Annotated in this window: 19 protein-coding genes; 7 read left to right on the forward strand and 12 right to left on the reverse strand. The window is 67.8% G+C overall.

Features of this window, described 5'->3' with window-relative positions:
- Window positions 1-6: 6 nt before the first annotated feature.
- From LFM09_RS07945 to LFM09_RS07980, 8 genes are read right to left on the reverse strand one after another with little or no spacing between them, the layout of a single operon-like run.
- Window positions 7-708: a WXG100 family type VII secretion target gene (locus tag LFM09_RS07945; protein WP_414095651.1), complete on the reverse strand. Its 702-nt coding sequence runs from the start codon at window positions 706-708 to the stop codon at window positions 7-9.
- Entirely contained in the window at window positions 705-1,016 is a 312-nt protein-coding gene (locus LFM09_RS07950) for a type VII secretion target (RefSeq protein ID WP_414095652.1), read from the reverse strand. The genes LFM09_RS07945 and LFM09_RS07950 overlap by 4 nt, the downstream gene beginning before the upstream one ends.
- Complete coding sequence (locus tag LFM09_RS07955) at window positions 1,013-1,459, reverse strand: YbaB/EbfC family nucleoid-associated protein (protein WP_414095653.1); 447 nt, start codon at window positions 1,457-1,459, stop codon at window positions 1,013-1,015. Before LFM09_RS07955 ends, LFM09_RS07950 begins: the two co-directional genes overlap by 4 nt.
- A gap of 27 nt (window positions 1,460-1,486) precedes the next feature.
- Window positions 1,487-2,440: an acyl-CoA dehydrogenase family protein gene (locus LFM09_RS07960; RefSeq protein ID WP_414095654.1), complete on the reverse strand. Its 954-nt coding sequence runs from the start codon at window positions 2,438-2,440 to the stop codon at window positions 1,487-1,489.
- Window positions 2,437-3,240 carry an acyl-CoA dehydrogenase family protein gene (locus LFM09_RS07965; RefSeq protein WP_414095655.1) on the reverse strand — a complete coding sequence of 268 codons (804 nt, stop codon included), beginning with the start codon at window positions 3,238-3,240 and terminating at the stop codon, window positions 2,437-2,439. The genes LFM09_RS07960 and LFM09_RS07965 overlap by 4 nt, the downstream gene beginning before the upstream one ends.
- Complete coding sequence (locus tag LFM09_RS07970) at window positions 3,237-4,328, reverse strand: acyl-CoA dehydrogenase family protein (RefSeq protein ID WP_414095656.1); 1,092 nt, start codon at window positions 4,326-4,328, stop codon at window positions 3,237-3,239. The genes LFM09_RS07965 and LFM09_RS07970 overlap by 4 nt, the downstream gene beginning before the upstream one ends.
- Window positions 4,328-5,158, reverse strand: a complete 831-nt coding sequence (locus LFM09_RS07975) for an enoyl-CoA hydratase (protein WP_414095657.1) — start codon at window positions 5,156-5,158, stop codon at window positions 4,328-4,330. Before LFM09_RS07975 ends, LFM09_RS07970 begins: the two co-directional genes overlap by 1 nt.
- On the reverse strand, window positions 5,155-6,627 hold the full coding sequence (locus LFM09_RS07980) for a FadD3 family acyl-CoA ligase (RefSeq protein ID WP_414095658.1): 1,473 nt from the start codon (window positions 6,625-6,627) through the stop codon (window positions 5,155-5,157). Before LFM09_RS07980 ends, LFM09_RS07975 begins: the two co-directional genes overlap by 4 nt.
- Before the next feature lie 43 nt (window positions 6,628-6,670).
- Here LFM09_RS07980 and LFM09_RS07985 point away from each other — a divergent pair, with 43 nt between their 5' ends.
- The 4 genes from LFM09_RS07985 to LFM09_RS08000 are packed head-to-tail and all read left to right on the forward strand — an operon-like array spanning window position 6,671 to window position 10,257.
- Entirely contained in the window at window positions 6,671-7,750 is a 1,080-nt protein-coding gene (locus LFM09_RS07985) for an acyl-CoA dehydrogenase family protein (protein WP_414095659.1), read from the forward strand.
- Window positions 7,747-8,490 (forward strand): SDR family oxidoreductase, encoded by a 744-nt coding sequence (locus LFM09_RS07990; RefSeq protein ID WP_414095660.1) that lies wholly within the window; start codon window positions 7,747-7,749, stop codon window positions 8,488-8,490. Before LFM09_RS07985 ends, LFM09_RS07990 begins: the two co-directional genes overlap by 4 nt.
- Window positions 8,487-9,098 (forward strand): TetR/AcrR family transcriptional regulator, encoded by a 612-nt coding sequence (locus LFM09_RS07995; RefSeq protein ID WP_414095661.1) that lies wholly within the window; start codon window positions 8,487-8,489, stop codon window positions 9,096-9,098. Before LFM09_RS07990 ends, LFM09_RS07995 begins: the two co-directional genes overlap by 4 nt.
- 13 nt (window positions 9,099-9,111) lie before the next feature.
- Window positions 9,112-10,257 carry an acetyl-CoA C-acetyltransferase gene (locus LFM09_RS08000; RefSeq protein WP_414095662.1) on the forward strand — a complete coding sequence of 382 codons (1,146 nt, stop codon included), beginning with the start codon at window positions 9,112-9,114 and terminating at the stop codon, window positions 10,255-10,257.
- On the opposite strand, the gene LFM09_RS08005 is transcribed toward LFM09_RS08000, so the two are convergent.
- The 4 genes from LFM09_RS08005 to LFM09_RS08020 are packed head-to-tail and all read right to left on the reverse strand — an operon-like array spanning window position 10,241 to window position 13,536.
- Entirely contained in the window at window positions 10,241-11,290 is a 1,050-nt protein-coding gene (locus LFM09_RS08005; RefSeq protein ID WP_414095663.1) for an NAD(P)H-dependent flavin oxidoreductase, read from the reverse strand. The two genes, LFM09_RS08000 and LFM09_RS08005, sit on opposite strands and share 17 nt — an antisense overlap.
- Window positions 11,287-12,000, reverse strand: coding sequence for a CoA-transferase subunit beta (locus LFM09_RS08010; protein ID WP_414095664.1), 714 nt, complete (start codon window positions 11,998-12,000; stop codon window positions 11,287-11,289). The genes LFM09_RS08005 and LFM09_RS08010 overlap by 4 nt, the downstream gene beginning before the upstream one ends.
- A complete protein-coding gene (locus LFM09_RS08015; protein ID WP_414095665.1) occupies window positions 11,997-12,794 on the reverse strand; it encodes a CoA transferase subunit A in 798 nt (265 codons plus the stop codon). The genes LFM09_RS08010 and LFM09_RS08015 overlap by 4 nt, the downstream gene beginning before the upstream one ends.
- Window positions 12,769-13,536, reverse strand: coding sequence for an enoyl-CoA hydratase family protein (locus LFM09_RS08020; protein WP_414095666.1), 768 nt, complete (start codon window positions 13,534-13,536; stop codon window positions 12,769-12,771). Before LFM09_RS08020 ends, LFM09_RS08015 begins: the two co-directional genes overlap by 26 nt.
- Window positions 13,537-13,606: 70 nt before the next feature.
- Between LFM09_RS08020 and LFM09_RS08025 the strand changes: the two genes are divergently transcribed.
- The 3 genes from LFM09_RS08025 to LFM09_RS08035 all read left to right on the forward strand — a co-directional run bounded on the left by LFM09_RS08025 (window position 13,607) and on the right by LFM09_RS08035 (window position 16,921).
- A complete protein-coding gene (locus LFM09_RS08025) occupies window positions 13,607-14,368 on the forward strand; it encodes an SDR family oxidoreductase (RefSeq protein WP_414095667.1) in 762 nt (253 codons plus the stop codon).
- Entirely contained in the window at window positions 14,365-15,228 is an 864-nt protein-coding gene (locus LFM09_RS08030; RefSeq protein WP_414095668.1) for an SDR family oxidoreductase, read from the forward strand. The genes LFM09_RS08025 and LFM09_RS08030 overlap by 4 nt, the downstream gene beginning before the upstream one ends.
- 493 nt (window positions 15,229-15,721) lie before the next feature.
- Entirely contained in the window at window positions 15,722-16,921 is a 1,200-nt protein-coding gene (locus LFM09_RS08035; RefSeq protein ID WP_414095669.1) for a DUF222 domain-containing protein, read from the forward strand.
- Window positions 16,922-17,126 lie beyond the last annotated feature (205 nt).

The following is a 17,126-nucleotide window of genomic DNA, read 5'->3' on the forward strand; positions in this document are numbered from 1 at the left end:
CGAGCCCTATCCGTTCAGCAGCTTGGTGAGGTTGGTCAGGCTGGAGATCAACGCCGTGGTGTAGCTGAGGATTCGCGCCGCCCACTTGACCACCGCGGCGGTGATCTGCGCCGCGATCACCGGGATGGTGACCACGAACAGCGCCTCGACCGCCCACACGATCACCCTGGCGACCAGGTCCGCGATCAGGTCGCGGACGATCTCGCGGGTCATCTCGACCAGCCCGCCGGCGCCCTCCGTCGCGGCCGCCATCGCCGCGGAGATCGCGCCCAGGCCACCGATCGCCTCGACGTTGTTGGCCATGAGCCGGTGATAGGCCTCGGCCGCGTCGCCCTCCCAGCCGAGCAGGTCGGACTCCAGGTCCCCGCGCAGGTCGGTGGCCATGTCGTGCAGCTCGGTGGCCATGTTGTTCCAGGTCGCGGCGTGCGACCGGACGACATCCGGCATGCCCGTGAGCTCGTCCAGCACCTCGCGCAACGGCGTGAAGTACTCCATCGCCCAGCCCAGGCCGTTGGACAGCAACGCGCTGAACGGGTCGAGCACGCTCGCCGCGACGTCGACGCCGAGCCCCGCGCCCGCGAGCAGGTCGTCGACCCAGCCCTCGCTCTTGATCGCGTCGACCAGGCCCTCGACGCCTTCGGCGAGGCTGGAGCCCGTCCAGGCTTCTCTGCTGGACTGGACCGGCGCGACCAGGGTTCCCTCGCTCATTCGCCACCTCCGGCCGTTTTGATGCGGTTGGCGTTGTCGTCGTCGGCGGCCGCGTACGTGTCGGCGCTGGCCCGCAGTTCCTTCGCGACCATCTCCAGGTTGTTCTCGACCTGCGCGATCACCTCGTCGACCTCGGTGTGCCGACCTTCCAGCACGCCCGAGATCCACCCGCACAGCAGGCCGTACGCCTGGTCGTCGCCGGTGATGTGCGCGCTGGCCGACTTGACCTTGCCGAACCTCTGCTTGATCGCGTCGATGCTGCCGGCGTGCGATCGCAGCTGCTCGGCCTCGACGTTGAACCCGCTCACCACCGCTCCTCGGAGTAGGTGCGTTCGGCCTGGTCGTCGTCCTGTGCCGGCTTGGGCCGCGCCGGTTGCTCAGCGCCGAGGTTGCGGCTGACGCTGTCCACAATGGCCTTGGCGGCCGCCGACTCGGTGCCGACGGTGTCGGCGACGATCTCCTTCGACCGCTCCGCGAGCTGTCTCCGCGCGGTGTTCAGGGTCGCCATGATCGTCGCGGCCACCGTCTCCGGCGTCGCCTTGCCGATCCGGTCGGTGAGCTTCAGGTCCACCATCGTGCCGGTCGAGTCGATCGTGACCTCGGCCATTCCTTCGGGGTCACCGGCCTTGACCCGCAGTCCCTGCAGCTGTTCGCTCATGGACTTCGTGTCGGCGGCCAGCTTGTCTATCCGGCCTTTCCACGCAGCCAAACGCTCACGTGCGCCGTCCGGGTCCAAGATGCGTTCGTCCACGGGCGGGGAGTGTAAGCAAGAAAACGATCACAGTTGTGCGGATTTGGTGAGGCGGCCGATGTGATCTGCCGGACTGCCGAACAGCTGGGCACTGCCGTGGGCGCGCTTGAAGTAGAGGTGCGCGTCGTGCTCCCAGGTGATCGCTATGCCGCCGTGCAGCTGGATCATCTCGGCCGCGATCTTGGTGAACGCTTCCGAACAGTAGATCTTCGCGACGGTAGCCGAGATCTCGTCGGTGGTGGCTCGTGCGGCTGACTTCGCGGTCTCCACGAGCACGTGGAGGTCGGCCATGCGGTGCTTCAACGCCTGGAACTGGCCGATGGGCTTGCCGAACTGGACGCGGGTCTTCGTGTACTCGACGGTGAGTTCGAGGGCCCTGGCGGCGGCGCCCACCTGTTCTGCGGCGAGTGCTTTCAGGGCGACGTCCCGGGTTTGTGGTGACCAGGGGCCCAGGCGGGTTGTGCTGGCGTTGGACAGGTGGACAGTGGCGAGGCGGCGGGTCTGGTCCATCGTCGGCGTGTGCTCGCGGGTGACGTCTTGGGTGACCTCGTGGAGAGAAGTGCCGTCGGTGACGAGGAGGATCTCGGCGAGGTCGCCGTCCAGGACGTAGCGGAAGGTGCCTTCTGTCGATGTCGCCGGCCAGATCAACGTGGCCACGGTGCCGTTCGCGATCTTCGGCAGCAGCCGGGCACAGGCTTCTTCGTTGCCGCTCTCCAGGAGTGCGTGCGTGGCGATTGTCGAGGAGAGCAGGGGTGCCGGTGTGAGGGTGCGGCCGAGTTCTTCCAGCGCGATGCAGGTTTCTTCGAGGCCGGCGCCGGATCCGCCGTGTTGCTCAGGGACCGGGAGCACGCCGATGTCGCACAACCTGGCCCACAGGTCTTTGTCGTAACCGTGCGGGGTCTCGATCGCGGCCCGGACGTCCGAGTGCTTGTCGAGCAGGCTGCGGACGGCGTCGCGGAGAGCCTCTTGTTCTTCTGTCACAACGCCTCCAGCACGCGTGCTCGGTGCATCGACGGGCTGCCCCACGCCGTGCGCAGGGCTCGGGTCTGCAGCAGGAAACGGGCTAGCTCGTGCTCGGCGGTGTAGCCGATCGCGCCGTGGACCTGCAGGGCGGTGCGTGCGGCCTGCCAGGCGGCGTCGGAGGTGGCCACCTTGGCAGCCGAGACGTCGCGGGTGGTCATGGTGACGGCGGCGCCGAAGACCAGCGGTCGTGCGAGCTCCAGACCTATCAGGACGTTGGCGAGCTGGTGTTTGACCGCTTGGAACTGGCCGATGGGCTTGCCGAACTGGGTGCGGGTTTTGGCGTGGGCGGTGGTCATCTCCAGCATCGCTCGGCCCAGTCCGAGGAGTTGGGCTGAGCAGGTGAGGACGCCGAGGTTGAAGGCTTGGGCGGCGGGGACGTCGATGGCGATGGTCGCGCCGCCGGTCAGGTCGACGAGCTTGCGGGCCGGGTCGACGGAGGGGACCTGGGCGGTGGGAGAAGCTTCGCGGAGGGTATCGCCTTCAACGAGGAAGTAGTGGTCAGCCTCGACGGCGTGCGGAACCTCCGGCGGGAATGCCACAGAGCCAGGACCAGCGCCGAGCAGAGGAAGTACTGCCAGCGACTCGATCAACGGCCCGGCCACAGCGTGGTGCCCCAACTCCTCGAACACCACGACCAAGTCCACCGGGTCGGTGACGTCCGAGATCCCCAGCTCGGCCAGATCCGTCTTCCCGGCGCCGAGAAACCCGTGCAGCACCCCCGCGAAGTCCGTCTGCTCCGGCGACAGCGTGAACATCATCGTGGCAGCCCCAGGAGTCGTTCGGCGATCACGTTGCGCTGGATCTCGTTGGTACCGGCGTAGATCGGACCCGCCAGCGAGAACAGCCACCCGTCGCGCCACCCCGGCGCGACCTCGCCCAGCAGGTCGAGCGCGGTCTCGTGCAGCTCAACGTCCAACTCGGACCAGAACACCTTGGTGACGCTCGCATCCGGCCCGGTCGGCGGGTTCTCCAGAGCGCCGAACGTGTGCAACCGGTAGGCCTGGGCACCGATCCACGCGTCCACGACCCGATCCCGCAACGCCGGATCGGGGTTCTTCCGGTACAGCTCCACCAACCGACCCGCCGCCGCGACAAAGCGACCCGGACTGCGCAGGGAGAGCCCGCGTTCGTTGCCCGCGGTGCTCATCGCGACCCGCCAGCCGTCACCGGGCTCACCGATCACGTCGCGGTCGGGCACGAACACGTCGTCCAGGAAGATCTCGGCGAAGCCCGGTTCACCGTCGAGCTGGTTGATAGGCCGGACGGTGACACCGGGAGCGCGCAGGTCGAACATCACGTAGGTCAGGCCGCGATGGCGTTCGCCCGGCCCGCTGCGGAACAGCCCGAACGCCCGGTCCGCGAACGCCGCCCGCGAGCTCCAGGTCTTCTGGCCGCGCAACGACCAGCCGCCGTCAACGCGCACCGCCGTGCTGCGCAAGGAAGCCAGGTCGGACCCGGCCTCGGGCTCCGACCACGCCTGCGCCCACACCTCGTCGCCGCGCGCCATGGGCGGCAGGATGCGCGAGCGTTGCTCGTCGGTGCCGTGAGAGAAGAGAGTCGGCGCCAGCAGGAAGATGCCGTTCTGCGAGACGCGGCCCGGCGCGCCGGAAGCGTGGTACTCCTCCTCGAACACCAGCCACTGCAGCAAAGACGCGTCCCGCCCGCCAAAGGCGTCAGGCCACGAGACCGCGGAGAGCCGGGCCGAGGCGAGCAGGCGTTCCCACGAGCGGTGTTCCTCGAAGCCCAGCGGTGTGTCCATCGAGGACAGCGGGCGCACGTGTGCGGCCAGCCACGCGCGCACCTCGGCCTGGAACTCCAGGGTCGCCGAATCCAGGGAGAGATCCATCAGCCGGAGGCCTTCTTCATCGAACGGGCGTCCATGCCGGCCAACGCGTCGGGGCTCACCTCGGCGTTGTGCGCGTGCGCGAAGTGGTGCAGCCCGAAGACCGAGTCCATCCCGGCGCGCAGTCCCATCAAATCTTCTGACTGGTTGACGGCCTTCTTCGCCAGCGCCAGCCCGAACTGCGGCATCGAGGAGATCCGCGCAGCCAGTTCGAAGGTCGACGTTTCCAACGAGGAACGCGGCACGACCCGCGAGACCATGCCCCACTCGTAGGCGCGCTGGGCGGAGAAGCGGTCGCCGGTGAACAGCACCTCCTTGGCAGCGCGAGGCCCCAGCACCCACGGGTGCGCGAAGTACTCCACGCCCGGAATCCCCATGCGCACCACGGGATCGGCGAAGAACGCGTCCTCGGCGGCCACGATCAGGTCGCACACCCAGGCGAGCATCAGACCACCCGCGACGCACGCGCCCTGCACCATCGCGATCATCGGCTTCGGGATCTCCCGCCACCGCCGGCACATGCCGAGGTAGACCTCCATCTCGCGGGCGAACCGGAGATCGCCGCCCTCGCGGCCCACGTGGTCCCACCACAGCACGGCCTTGCGTTCGAACGACACGTCGACGTCGCGGCCGGGTGAGCCGATGTCGTGGCCCGCGGAGAAGTGGTCGCCGGCACCGGCCAGCACGATCACCTTGACCTCGGGATCGTCGACCGCGCGCGTGAAAGCCTCGTCCAACGCGTAGGTCATCGCCGAGTTCTGCGCGTTGCGGTACTCCGGGCGGTTCATGGTCACGACGGCGACCGCGTCCCGCCGCTCATACGAGACTGTCACGCGTTCTCCTTGCGCAGTAGGTTCTTCAGGACCTTGCCGCCGGCGTTGCGGGGGAGTGCCGGGAGGAACTCGACGGCCCGCGGCACCTTGTAGTTCGCGAGCCGGCCGCGGCAGAACTCGATCACCTCGGACTCGGTCAGCGAGAAACCCGGCGAGGTCACCACGTGCGCCACGCCCACCTCGCCGAGCCGGGAGTCGTCCATCCCGACCACGGCCGACTCGGCGACTCCGGGCAGCCGGGCCAGCGCCTGTTCGATCTCGGCGGGGTAGACGTTGAACCCGCCGCAGATGTACATGTCCTTGAGCCGGTCGGTGATCGAGAGGTATCCGCGCTCATCGATCTTCCCGACATCGCCGGTGTGCAACCATCCGTCGGCGTCGATGGCCGCAGCGGTCGATTCGGGATCGTCGAGGTAGCCGAGCATCACGTTCGGGCCCCGCAGCAGCACCTCGTTCTCCGCACCCAGCCGGAGCTCGAAGTCCGCCAACGGCCGCCCGCACGTGTGCGCCACGGTCTCCGGTGAGTCCTCCGGGCGGCACATCGTCGTCACGACGGCCTCGGTCAGCCCGTAGGCGGTGAGCACGGTGGAGAACAGCTCCGACTGCATCCGTTCGACCAACGCCACCGGCACCACCGCCGCCCCGGTCACCGCCAGCCGCAGGCTCGACAGGTCGAACGAGCCGCGGTCCGGGTGGTCGAGCAGGGTCTGGTAGATCGTCGGCGGGCCGGGCAGCACGGTGATGCGCTCCCGTTCGATCAGCCGCATCGTCTCGGCGACGTCGAACACCGGCTGCGGCACGATCGTCGCGCCGCGCAGCAGGCAGGCGAGGATGCCGGCCTTGTAGCCGAAGGTGTGGAAGAACGGGTTGACGATCAGATAGCGGTCGGCCTCGGACAGCTCGGCGCAGGAAGCCCAGGCAGCGGCCACCCCGAGCGACTGCCGGTGCGCGCTCATCGCGCCCTTGCTGCGCCCGGTCGTGCCGGACGTGAACATGACGTCGCAGAGCTGGTCGGGATCGGTCGACGGCAGGTTCGTGGCCCAGTCGAGCCACTCGACCGGTAATCGGACGATGATCTCGGGCAGCTCCTCGCCGCGCAGCTCGGCGAGCCGGTCGCGGCCGAGGAACTGGTCCTCGACGATGAACGCGCGGGCCTGGCTGCGCCGCAGCACGTCGAGGGTCTCGGCGGCGGTGAACCGGGTGTTGATCGGCACGAGCGCCGCGCCCGCGTGCAACGCCCCGAGCGCCGCCACGACCCATTGCCACGAGTTCGGCGCGCACAGGGCGACCCGATCGCCGGGCTGCACGCCCATCCCGATGAGCGCACGCGCCGCGGTGTGCACCCGCGCCCGCAGCGCTGTGTAGGTGAGGCGAACCTCCCCGTCCACCAACGCTTCCGCGTCGCTGTACAAAACAGCGGCGCGGTCGAGCACAGCTGAAACCGTTTGCCTGCTTGGATCGCTGGCCATGAACGCCTCCAAAGCAAGTGCTTGGTAGGTTAGAGTATGGCGCATGGAGTCCTTCCGGCGCGAGGTGCGGGAATGGTTGTCCGCCAACCTCGTCGGTGAGTTCGCTGAGCTGCGCGGCCTGGGTGGACCCGGCCGCGAGGACGAGGCGTTCGAGGGACGGCTGCGGTGGCACCGGCACCTGGCGGCTCACGGGTGGACGTGCCTCGGCTGGCCCGGCGAGCGCAGCGTCGAAGAGCAGGTCGTCTTCCACGAGGAGTACGCCGAGGCCGACGCGCCCGCGAAGGTCGACATCGTCGGCGAGGGACTGCTCGGGCCGACGCTCATCGCGTTCGGCACGCCTGAGCAGAAGGAACGCTTCCTGCCCAAGATCCGCGCGCTCGACGAGCTGTGGTGCCAGGGCTACTCCGAACCAGGTGCCGGCTCCGACCTCGCGTCCGTCTCCACCAGGGCCGAGCTGGTCGGCGACCAGTGGGTGATCACCGGCCAGAAGATCTGGACGTCGAACGCGCACTACTCGGACTGGATCTTCGTCCTGTGCCGCACCGAACCGGGCTCCCAGCGCCATCACGGCCTCTCGTACCTGCTCGTGCCGATGCACCAGCCGGGCATCGAGGTGCGGCCGATCCGGCAACTGACCGGCACGTCCGAGTTCAACGAGGTCTTCTTCGACGGCGCGGTCACGGCCAGGGATAACGTCGTGGGGCAGCCGGGCGAGGGCTGGAAGATCGCGATGGCGACGCTGGGCTTCGAACGCGGCACCGCGATGCTCGGCCACCAGGTCGGCTTCCGCCGCCAGCTCGACGCGATCATCGCCCGCGCCCCGGACTCCATGCAGGAGAAGCTCACAAGGGCGTGGATGGAACTGCACGTCATGCGCTCGCACACCCTCAGAACCCTCGGCGACGAACCAGGCCCGGAGGCGTCCGTGCTGAAGCTGTTCTGGGCGGGCTGGCACCGCAGACTCGGTGAGCTCGCGATGGAGGCGCTCGGGCCGGAGTCGATGCTCGACGGCAACGAGTGGCAGCGTCTGTTCCTGTTCACCCGTGCGGAGACGATCTACGGCGGCTCGGACGAGATCCAGCGCGAGATCATCGCCCACCGAATCCTGGGGCTGCCCCGATGACCGGCCATGATCTGTTGAAGGACAAAGTCGTCGTGGTCACCGCGGCTGCGGGCACGGGCATCGGCTCGGCGACCGCGAAACGGTGCCTCGAAGAGGGTGCGACCGTGATCATCAGCGACTGGCACGAGCGGCGGTTGAAGGAAACCCACGAGGCGCTAGGCACCGATCACGCGATCCCGTGCGACGTGACCGAAGAAGACCAGGTGCAGACGCTGATTGACGAAACAGTCGCGCGGTTCGGCCGCATCGACGTGATGGTCAACAACGCCGGCCTCGGCGGCGAGAAGTCCGTGCTGGACATGACCGACGACGAGTGGTCCCGCGTGCTGGACGTGACGTTGAACGGCACCTTCCGTTGCACGAGGGCCGCACTACGCCAAATGGTCGCCCAACGAAGCGGTGTCGTCGTTAACAACTCCAGTGTGATCGGCTGGCGCGCCCAGAAGGGTCAAGCCCATTACGCGGCAGCGAAAGCAGGAGTCATGGCGCTCACCAGATGCGCCGCGATGGACGTGGCCGAGCACGGCATCCGGGTGAACGCGGTCGCCCCCAGCTTGGCGGCGCACCCGTTCCTCGCCAAGGTCACCAGTGAGGAGTTGCTGACCGAACTGGCGTCCCGAGAAGCCTTTGGGCGCGCCGCCGAGCCGTGGGAGGTCGCGAATGTGATCGTGTTCCTCGCCAGCGACTACTCGTCGTACCTGACGGGTGAGGTCGTCTCGGTGAGCAGTCAGCACCCATGAGGAAGGAAAGACCCGTGAGCAACAGGAGGGCGGAGCTGCTGGAGCTCGCCGCACGGATGTTCGCCGAGCGTGGCTACGGACAGACCACGGTCAGGGACATCGCGGACGCGGCCGGCATCCTGTCCGGCAGCCTCTACCACCACTTCGACTCGAAGGAGTCGATGGTGGACGAGATCCTGCGGACCTTCCTCGACGAGCTGTTCACGCGGTATCGGGAGATCGTCGACGCCGGGCTGGAACCGAAGCAGACGCTGAAGGCCTTGGTCGTGGCGTCGTTCGAGGCGATCGACACCCGGCACGCCGAGGTCGCGATCTACCAGAACGAGTCCAAGCACCTCATGCCGCTGGAGCGGTTCTCCTACCTGGACGACCGCAACGTGGAGTTCCGCAAGCTGTGGACGGTGCTGCTGGAGGACGGCATGGGCGCGGGTGTGTTCCGTGCCGACCTCGACGTCGATCTCGCCTATCGGTTCATCCGCGACACGGTGTGGGTGGCCGTGCGGTGGTACCGGCCCGACGGAGGGCTGTCCGCGGACGCTGTGGCGGACCAATATCTCGCGATCTTGCTCGACGGCATCGCAACGGGGCGCAGGCGTTACAAGATTTAGAAGGAGGGCCCTCGTGGCCGAGGCGTACATCATCGAGGCTGTGCGGACTCCGGCGGGTCGGCGTGGCGGCGAGCTGAGTCACGTGCACCCGGCCGATCTGGGCGCGCACGTGATCACCGCGCTGCTGAACCGCGTGGACGTCGACCCGACGGACGTGGACGACGTGATCTTCGGGTGCGTGGACACCGTGGGGCCGCAGGCGGGTGACATCGCGCGGACCTCGTGGCTGGCGGCGGGGTTCCCCGAGCAGGTGCCGGGTGTGACGGTGGACCGGCAGTGCGGGTCTAGCCAGCAGGCGCTGCACTTCGCGGCGCAGGCGGTGATGAGCGGCACGGCCGATGTCGTGGTCGCGGGCGGCGTGCAGAACATGTCGCAGGTGCCGATCGGGTCGGCCATGACTGCCGGTTCAAAAGCAGGGAGCCCCTTCGAGGGCTGCGAGGGCTGGCAGCACCGGTACGGCGACGAGGAGGTCAACCAGTTCCGCGCCGCCGACCTGATCGCGGTGCGCTGGGATCTTTCTCGGCGCGAGATGGAGGAGTTCGCTCTGCAGAGCCATCTGCGGGCGATCACCGCGATCAAGGAGGGCCGGTTCGACCGGGAGATCGCGCCGGTCAACGGGGTTGCGGCGGACGAGTGCCCGCGGCCGGACACCAGTGCCGAGAAGATGGCTGCGCTGCAACCGTTGCGGCCGGGCGGCCGGACGACGGCTGCGTTGTCGTCGCAGATCTCCGACGGTGCTTCGGCGGTGCTGGTCGTGTCGGAACGGGCGCTGCGCGAGCGTCGGCTGACCCCTCGCGCTCGGGTGCACCACCTCTCCGCGCGCGGGTCCGACCCGATCTACATGCTGACCGCGCCGATCCGTGCCACCAAGTTCGCGTTGGAGCGGGCCGGGATGTCGATCTCGGACATCGACCTGTTCGAGATCAACGAGGCGTTCGCGTCCGTGCCTTTGGCCTGGGCCAAGGAGTTGAAGGTCGATCTGGGGCGGGTCAACGTCAACGGGGGAGCGCTGGCGCTCGGGCATCCGATCGGGGCGACTGGCACGAAGTTGTTCACCACGTTGCTGCACGAGCTGGAGCGGACCGGTGGGCGGTACGGGTTGCAGACGATGTGCGAGGGCGGCGGTCAGGCGAACGTGACGATCATCGAACGTCTCTGAGCTGGTCGATGATCTTCTCGGCGTCCTGCACGATGGTGGTGATCAGTTCTTCGCAGGTGGGCAGGTCGTCGAGGATTCCGGCGACCTGACCGGAGGCGAGCACGCCTGCGTCGGTGCGGCCCTCGACCAGGCCGGCTTTGAGCAACATCGGCGTGTTCGCGGCCATGATCACCTGCGACCAGGTGAGGTCCTTGCCGTGCTTCATGGCCAGGCCTTCGCGGATCATCGCGCGCCAGCTCAGGCCCGTGTGCTTGCGGAACTTGGCGGCGTTGGTGATCGCTCTCGTGAGGCTGCTCAGCTTGCCCGACTGTTCGAGGTGGTTGACGAGGTCGGTTCTGAGCACCCGGTGGGGCAGGCCGTCGACGCGGGTGGTGACGACCGTGCCGTTCAGATCTCGTTGCAGGTAGGCCTGTTTGACCTGGTGTGGCACCGTGCTTTCTTGCGTGAGCAGGAATCTGGTGCCCATCGCGATTCCAGCAGCGCCGTACGCGAGTGCGGCGGCGAGGCCCCTGCCGTCGAAGAACCCTCCGGCCGCGATCACCGGGATGTCGACGGCGTCGAGCACGCTGGGGAGCAGGAGAGTCGTTGCCACGCCGCCGGTGTGGCCGCCGCCTTCGCCGCCCTGGACGATCACGGCGTGGGCGCCCCACTTCGCGACCTTCTCCGCGTGCCTGGCCGCGCCGATCGACGGGATGACCACGACGCCGGCGTCGTTGAGCTTGGCGATCATGTCGGGTTTCGGGGCCAGTGCGAAGGAAGCGACCTTGACCTGTTCGCGGATCAGCAGGTCCACCCGTTCCGGAGCGTCCTGGGCGTCCGCTCTGAGGTTCACGCCGAACGGTTTTGTGGTGCGGGAACGGGTCTCCTTGATGGCGGCTTCGAGTTCGGCGTAGGTCATGGTGGCCGAGGCGAGGATGCCGAGCCCGCCGGCTTCTGCGGTGGCGGAGACCAGCCGCGATCCGGCGACCCAGCCCATCCCGGTCTGCACGACCGGGTGCCGGACGCCGACCAGGTCGGTCAGCGCGGTCCTCATGCCGGGACTTCCTTGTCGCGCTTGTTGTTCGGGTCGATCGTCGTGCGGATGAGCTCCAGCTCCTCTTCGGTCGGGAGCCGGGTCTCGGTCACGTCGTCGGCGATGAGCGGGAACGACGTCTGCTTCTGGACCTCGTCGACCGACACTCCCGGGTGGGTCGACACTATGCGCATCGAGTGGTGCGGGGTGTCGAAGTCGAGCACCGCCAGGTTCGTGACCACGCGGTGGATGTCGTGGAACGGGCCCACGGCGTGGTCGTAGCCGACGCCGGAGACGACGTCGACCGCGTTGACCAGGATGCGCGGGCTGTGGCGCGGCACCCAGTAGCTGGTGCGGTGGTTGATGGTGTTGCCCGGCGCGCCGCGGAACCCGAGCAGCTGCCGGGTGGGTTTGGCGTGGTCGCCGATCGCGGAGATGTTCTGGTTGCCGAACCTGTCGATCTGGTTCGCGCCCATCACGACGTGCCTTCTGCCGTGCGCGACTACGTCGAAGACCTGGCGGTACGGCAGCCATCCCTCCACTGTGGACTCCGGCGTGAGCAGGTAGGCCTCGCCGTCACTCAGCAGCAGGTCCGGCTCGGTGGTGAGGCGGGCCAGTTTCGCGCCCAGCGACGGGATCAGGCCCATCGGGCTGATCAGCGTCTCGCCGGCGCCGAGGAAGAGGTCCGCACAGGCCGTGACGCAGATTTCGGCCCTCGTGATGTCGCTCATGCCAGCAACCTCTCGTAGAAGTCCGGCCATTTCTCCAGGTCACCGGCGGCTTCGGCGTACTCCCGCTGCAGAGCCTCGTCGCGCGGGTAGTCGGGGACGCAGCTCGTGAACCCCGCGCCTTGTGGTGCCTCGATCACGCCGTCGACCATCATGCGGTTGAGCAGCAGCGTTTGTGGCGGACCGTCGAACGTGTCCACGATCTGCTCGCAGGAGACGTATCGCCGGTCCGCGGCCAGGCAGAACAGGTCGTCGAAGTACGGGTCCGGCCCGAGGTACTGGGCGTTGCCGTGCCGGTCCGCGCGGTTGAGGTGCACCAGCGCGACGTCGAGCTTGAGCGCGGGCATGGCGACGAGCTCTTCACCGTCGTCGTAAGGCGACCGGACCGTTTTGAGCTCCGGGGCGTACTTGAGCACGTCCGAGCCGAGGCCTGCCCTGATCGGCAGGAACGGGAGACGGTGTGCGGCGGCTCGCAGCCCGGTCTGGAACATGCCCTCGTCCAGCTCCAGCACGTCGATCTGCGCGGTCTCGCGGGCCCTGCGGAACCACGGGTCGTACGCGATGGTGTCGAGCGAGACGAACCCGTAGATCAGCTTGCGCACCTTGCCGGCGGCGCACAGCAGTCCGACGTCCGGGCCGCCGTAGCTCACGACGGTGAGGTCTTTGACGGTGCTTTTGAGGATCGCCTTGACCAGGGCCATCGGTTTGCGCCGGGAGCCCCAGCCGCCGATGCCGACGGTCATGCCGTCCTTGATCTCGGCTACGGCGTCCTCAGCTGTCATTCGCTTGTCGCGCATGGTTCCCGTCCACGAAGGCCTGCCGGGCGTGATCGGACACGCCGGTGAGGTTCAGCTCGAAGGTGAAGCCCTGCTCGAAGCGGTAGCTGGTGTGCACGCGCTGCGTGTCGATGCCGTTGATCGCCTCCTTGGCCGCGCGGATCACCGTCGGGTCCTTCTTGGCGATGTCCCTGGCGACTTCACGGGCCGCCTCGTCGAGCCGGTCACGCGGCACGACGTTGTAAACGCTGCCGTGGTGGTGCAAGGTCTGCGCGCTGACGTTGCGGGCCGTGTAGTACAGCGTCCGCATCAGGTGCTGCGGCACGAGCCGGGCCAGGTGCGTAGCCGCGCCTAGGGCACCCCGGTCGACCTCGGGCAGCCCGAACGTGGCGTCGTCGGACGCGACGATCACGTCCGAGTTGCCGACCAGCCCGACCCCGCCGCCGAGGCAGAACCCGTTCACCGCCGCGATGACCGGCACCTCGCAGTCGTACACGGCGGAGAAAGCCTTGGCACATCCCCGGTTCGCCGCGATCAGCGCGTCGTAGCCGGGCGTGCGCTGCATCTCCTTGATGTCGACGCCCGCGCAGAACCCCCTGCCCTCGGCTCTGAGGATCACGACCCTGGCATCCGGGTCCCTGCCGGCCTGCGTGATCACGTCGGCCAGCTCGAACCAGCCGCGCGCCGGTATGGCGTTCACCGGCGGGATGTCGACGGTCACTTCGATGATGCCGTTTTCGGTGTGGCTGCTGGAGATTCCCATCCGCCCGCCTTCCGAACCAAGCGATTGCTTGGTAATTTAGCAGCGCCGGAGCGACCGGGGTAGGTGCATCGTGGAACTGTCCCTCGACGGAGCCGTAGTCCTGGTGACGGGCGGCGTGCGGGGCGTCGGTCTGGGGATCACCCGCGCCTTTCTTTCTGCTGGTGCGGTGGTCGTGACCTGCGCCCGGCGTCCTGCTGACGTACCGGGCGCGTCTTTCGTGCCGTGCGACGTCCGCGATGCCGAGCAGGTCTCGTCGCTGGTGTCCGGGGTTGTTTCGGAGTTCGGCCGGTTGGACGTCGTGGTCAACAACGCGGGTGGTGCGCCGTTCGCGTTGGCCTCCAACGCTTCGCCGCGGTTCCATGCCAAGATCGTCGAGCTGAACCTGCTGGCGCCGTTGCTGGTGTCCCAGGCGGCCAACGAGGTCATGCAGTCGCAGTCCACAGGCGGCTCGATCGTGATGGTGAGCAGTGTTTCCGGTCGTCGTCCGTCTCCTGGTACCGCTGCCTATGGGGCCGCGAAGGCCGGGCTGGACAACCTGACCGCGTCACTGGCCGTCGAGTGGGCGCCTCGCGTGCGGGTCAACGCTCTGGCTGTCGGCATGGTTCGCACCGAGCAATCTCATCTCCACTACGGCTCCGAGGCCGGGATCGCGGCTGTTGAGCGGACGGTGCCGTTGGGGCGGCTGGCGTCGCCGGACGAGGTCGGGGCGTGTGCGGTCTTCCTCGCCTCACCGCTGGCTTCGTACGTGACCGGTTCGACGTTGGTCGTGCACGGCGGGGGAGAGGTACCCGCGTTCCTGGCTGCTGCCGACACCGATGGGGGTTCGTCATGAGGTTGTGCGAGGACCGGGTCGTCATCGTCACCGGTGCGGGGCGCGGGATAGGTCGTGCGCACGCGCTGGCCTTTGGTGCTGCCGGGGCGCGGGTCGTGGTGAACGACCTGTCTGTCGAGCCGGCTGCCGAGGTCGCTGCTTTGATCGGGCCGCGGGCTGTGGTCAACACCGATGACGTGGGGACTTGGGCTGGTGCCGCTCGGGTGATCGATGCTGCGGTGTCTTCCTTTGGCGGGCTCGATGTGCTGGTCAACAACGCCGGGATCGTGCGCGACCGGATGATCGTGAGCTGTGGTGAGGACGAGTTCGACGAGGTTGTGCGGGTTCATCTGAAGGGGCACTTCGCGACTCTTCGTCACGCTGCTGCCCATTGGCGTGCTGTGCACAAGGCCGGTGGGGCGGTCTCGGGGCGGGTGATCAACACGTCGTCTGGGGCGGGGTTGTTCGGGTCTGTCGGGCAGGCGAACTACTCGGCGGCCAAGGCCGGGATTGCGGCGATGACGTTGGTGGCGGCGGCTGAGTTGGCTCGGTACGGGGTCACGGTGAACTCGATCGCGCCTGCCGCCCGGACTCGGATGACCGAGCAGACGTTTGCGGAGTCGATGGCGGTGCCGGACGGCGGGTTCGACGCCATGGCGCCGGAGAACGTGTCGCCGTTGGTGGTTTGGCTGGGGAGTGCGGAGGCTGCCGACGTTTCTGGGCAGATGTTCGAGGTTGATGGTGGGCGGGTTTGCCTCGTGCAGGGGTGGCAGCGGGGGCGGGAGATCGACAAGGGTGCTCGGTGGGAGCCGGCGGAGTTGGGGGCGGTGGTTCGCGAGCTGGTCGCGGAGTATCGGCCGGTGCCGGTCTACGGCGCATGACTCGTTGAGGTGGCCCGTTCCGGGCGGGTCGGCTTGCGTTGGCGGGCGGCGGGTCCCAGGCGGGCGGGTCGGCTTGCGTGCGCTGGCTCGGGTTCCAGCGGAGGGGTCGCCTTGCGTGCGGGCGGTCGCCTTGCGTGGGTGGTTGCTCAGGTCCTTGGACGGGCCGGGTCATTTCATCGCCGCTTCGCGACGATTGCGATTGGGGCTTGACTTCGGGGCCCTTACGAGGCGCTGGTCGGCCTTAAAAAGCCGGGCTGATAAAGCGCCCGGCCGATCCGAACACGGTAGCGCCTCGAACCCAAAGTCAAGCCCCAATCGCCGTCGTGCGTGGTTGCGTTGACACCGGACCTCACCAATACCGGTACCCGGTCGGGTATTAGGCCTTTTCGGGCTCGGCTTCGCCTTCGCCACTGGCGGGCTGCTTGGTCGATTCATTCGATCGTGTCTGGCTTTACGCGTAATCTAATCGTGATCTTGCGGTAGATTGGAACACGTGATCGAAGGTCTCCCGCTTCTCTCCACTGACGATGTGCTCCGGCGTATCGTCGGTAAAGCGATGGAGATCCGTAGTGGCGAGCACGAGTTGATGGAGATGATCGCCGAATTGGATCGGCGAGGCGCCGCATCCGAGCTTGGTTATAAGGATTTGCCGTATGTGTTGAAGCATGCCGTGCGGTGGGATCGGACTGTTGCCAAGCAATGGGTTGAGAACGCGGCGTTGCTGAGCGCTGAGATCACACCGACCGGCGCCGAACTCGCTCCGAAACTTCCCGCCACCGCGTCTGCGGCGGCGGAGGGCGCGTTGTCGGTCGAGCACGTCAAGGTGGTCGCCGAGGTCATGAAGAAGCTGCCCGCCGAAGCCGAAGCCGCGGTGGTGGATTTCGCCCGTGAGCATGAGCCGAGTGCGGTGCGGTCGTTCGGTAAGGAGCTGGCCTACCGGCTCTATCAGGATGACCCCGAGCCGCGCGACGCCGGGCCCGCACCGCGGGTCAACGACCTCACGCTGGACTGGCGGGGCGATCTGCTGAAGGTCTCGGGAACGTTGGACAAGATCACCGGCGCCAAGTTCGAGGCGCTGATCGACCCGCTGGCCAAGCCGCGCCCGACCACGGTCGAGGAAGGCCCGGACCCGCGCTCGCGCACGCAACGCCAAGGCGACGCGTTCGCTGAGCTGGTCGACTTGATGCTGCGCGCCGACCAGATGCCTGAGCACGGCGGCGAGCCGGTGACGTTGACTCTCACGATGCGCTATGACGACCTCGCGGCCCAGGTCGGCGCGGCGACGCTGGACACCCGCGAACGCGTCCCGGCCGATCAGGTCCGCCAGCTCGCGTGCAGCGCGGGCATCATCCCGCTGGTGTTGGGCACGCAGTCGCAGCCGCTGGACGTCGGCCGCAAGGCCCGCACCTTCACCGCCGGAATCCGCCGACTCCTGGTCATCCGCGACCGAGGCTGCGCGTTCCCCGGCTGCGACAGGCACCCGAAGCACTGCGATGCCCACCACATCAAGCATTGGGCCGACGGCGGCGCCACCTCCGCAGAAAACGGCGTGCTGCTCTGCCGTCACCACCACACACTGATCCACCACAGCGGCTGGACAGTAAAAATGGTCAACGGCATGCCGGTCTTCCAGCCGCCCAAGTGGCTGGACCCAGACCGCAGACCCAGACGAAATCTAATCCACGCTCTCTAGGGGTACGGCACGGCGCTAACTGCCGTGCCGTGCAACGGACGCCGCTATGGCGCCGCGAAGCGAGCCCGAAAGGCCTAATGCCCGACTGGGTACCGGTATTGGTGAGGTGCGGTGTCAACGCAACCCACGCACGACGGCGATTGGGGCTTGACTTTGGGTTCGAGGCGCTACCGTGTTCGGATCGGCCGGGCGCTTTATCAGCCCG

Origin of the sequence: Lentzea alba (assembly GCF_047445655.1) — a bacterium.
GTDB classification, from domain to species: Bacteria; Actinomycetota; Actinomycetes; order Mycobacteriales; family Pseudonocardiaceae; genus Lentzea; species Lentzea alba_A.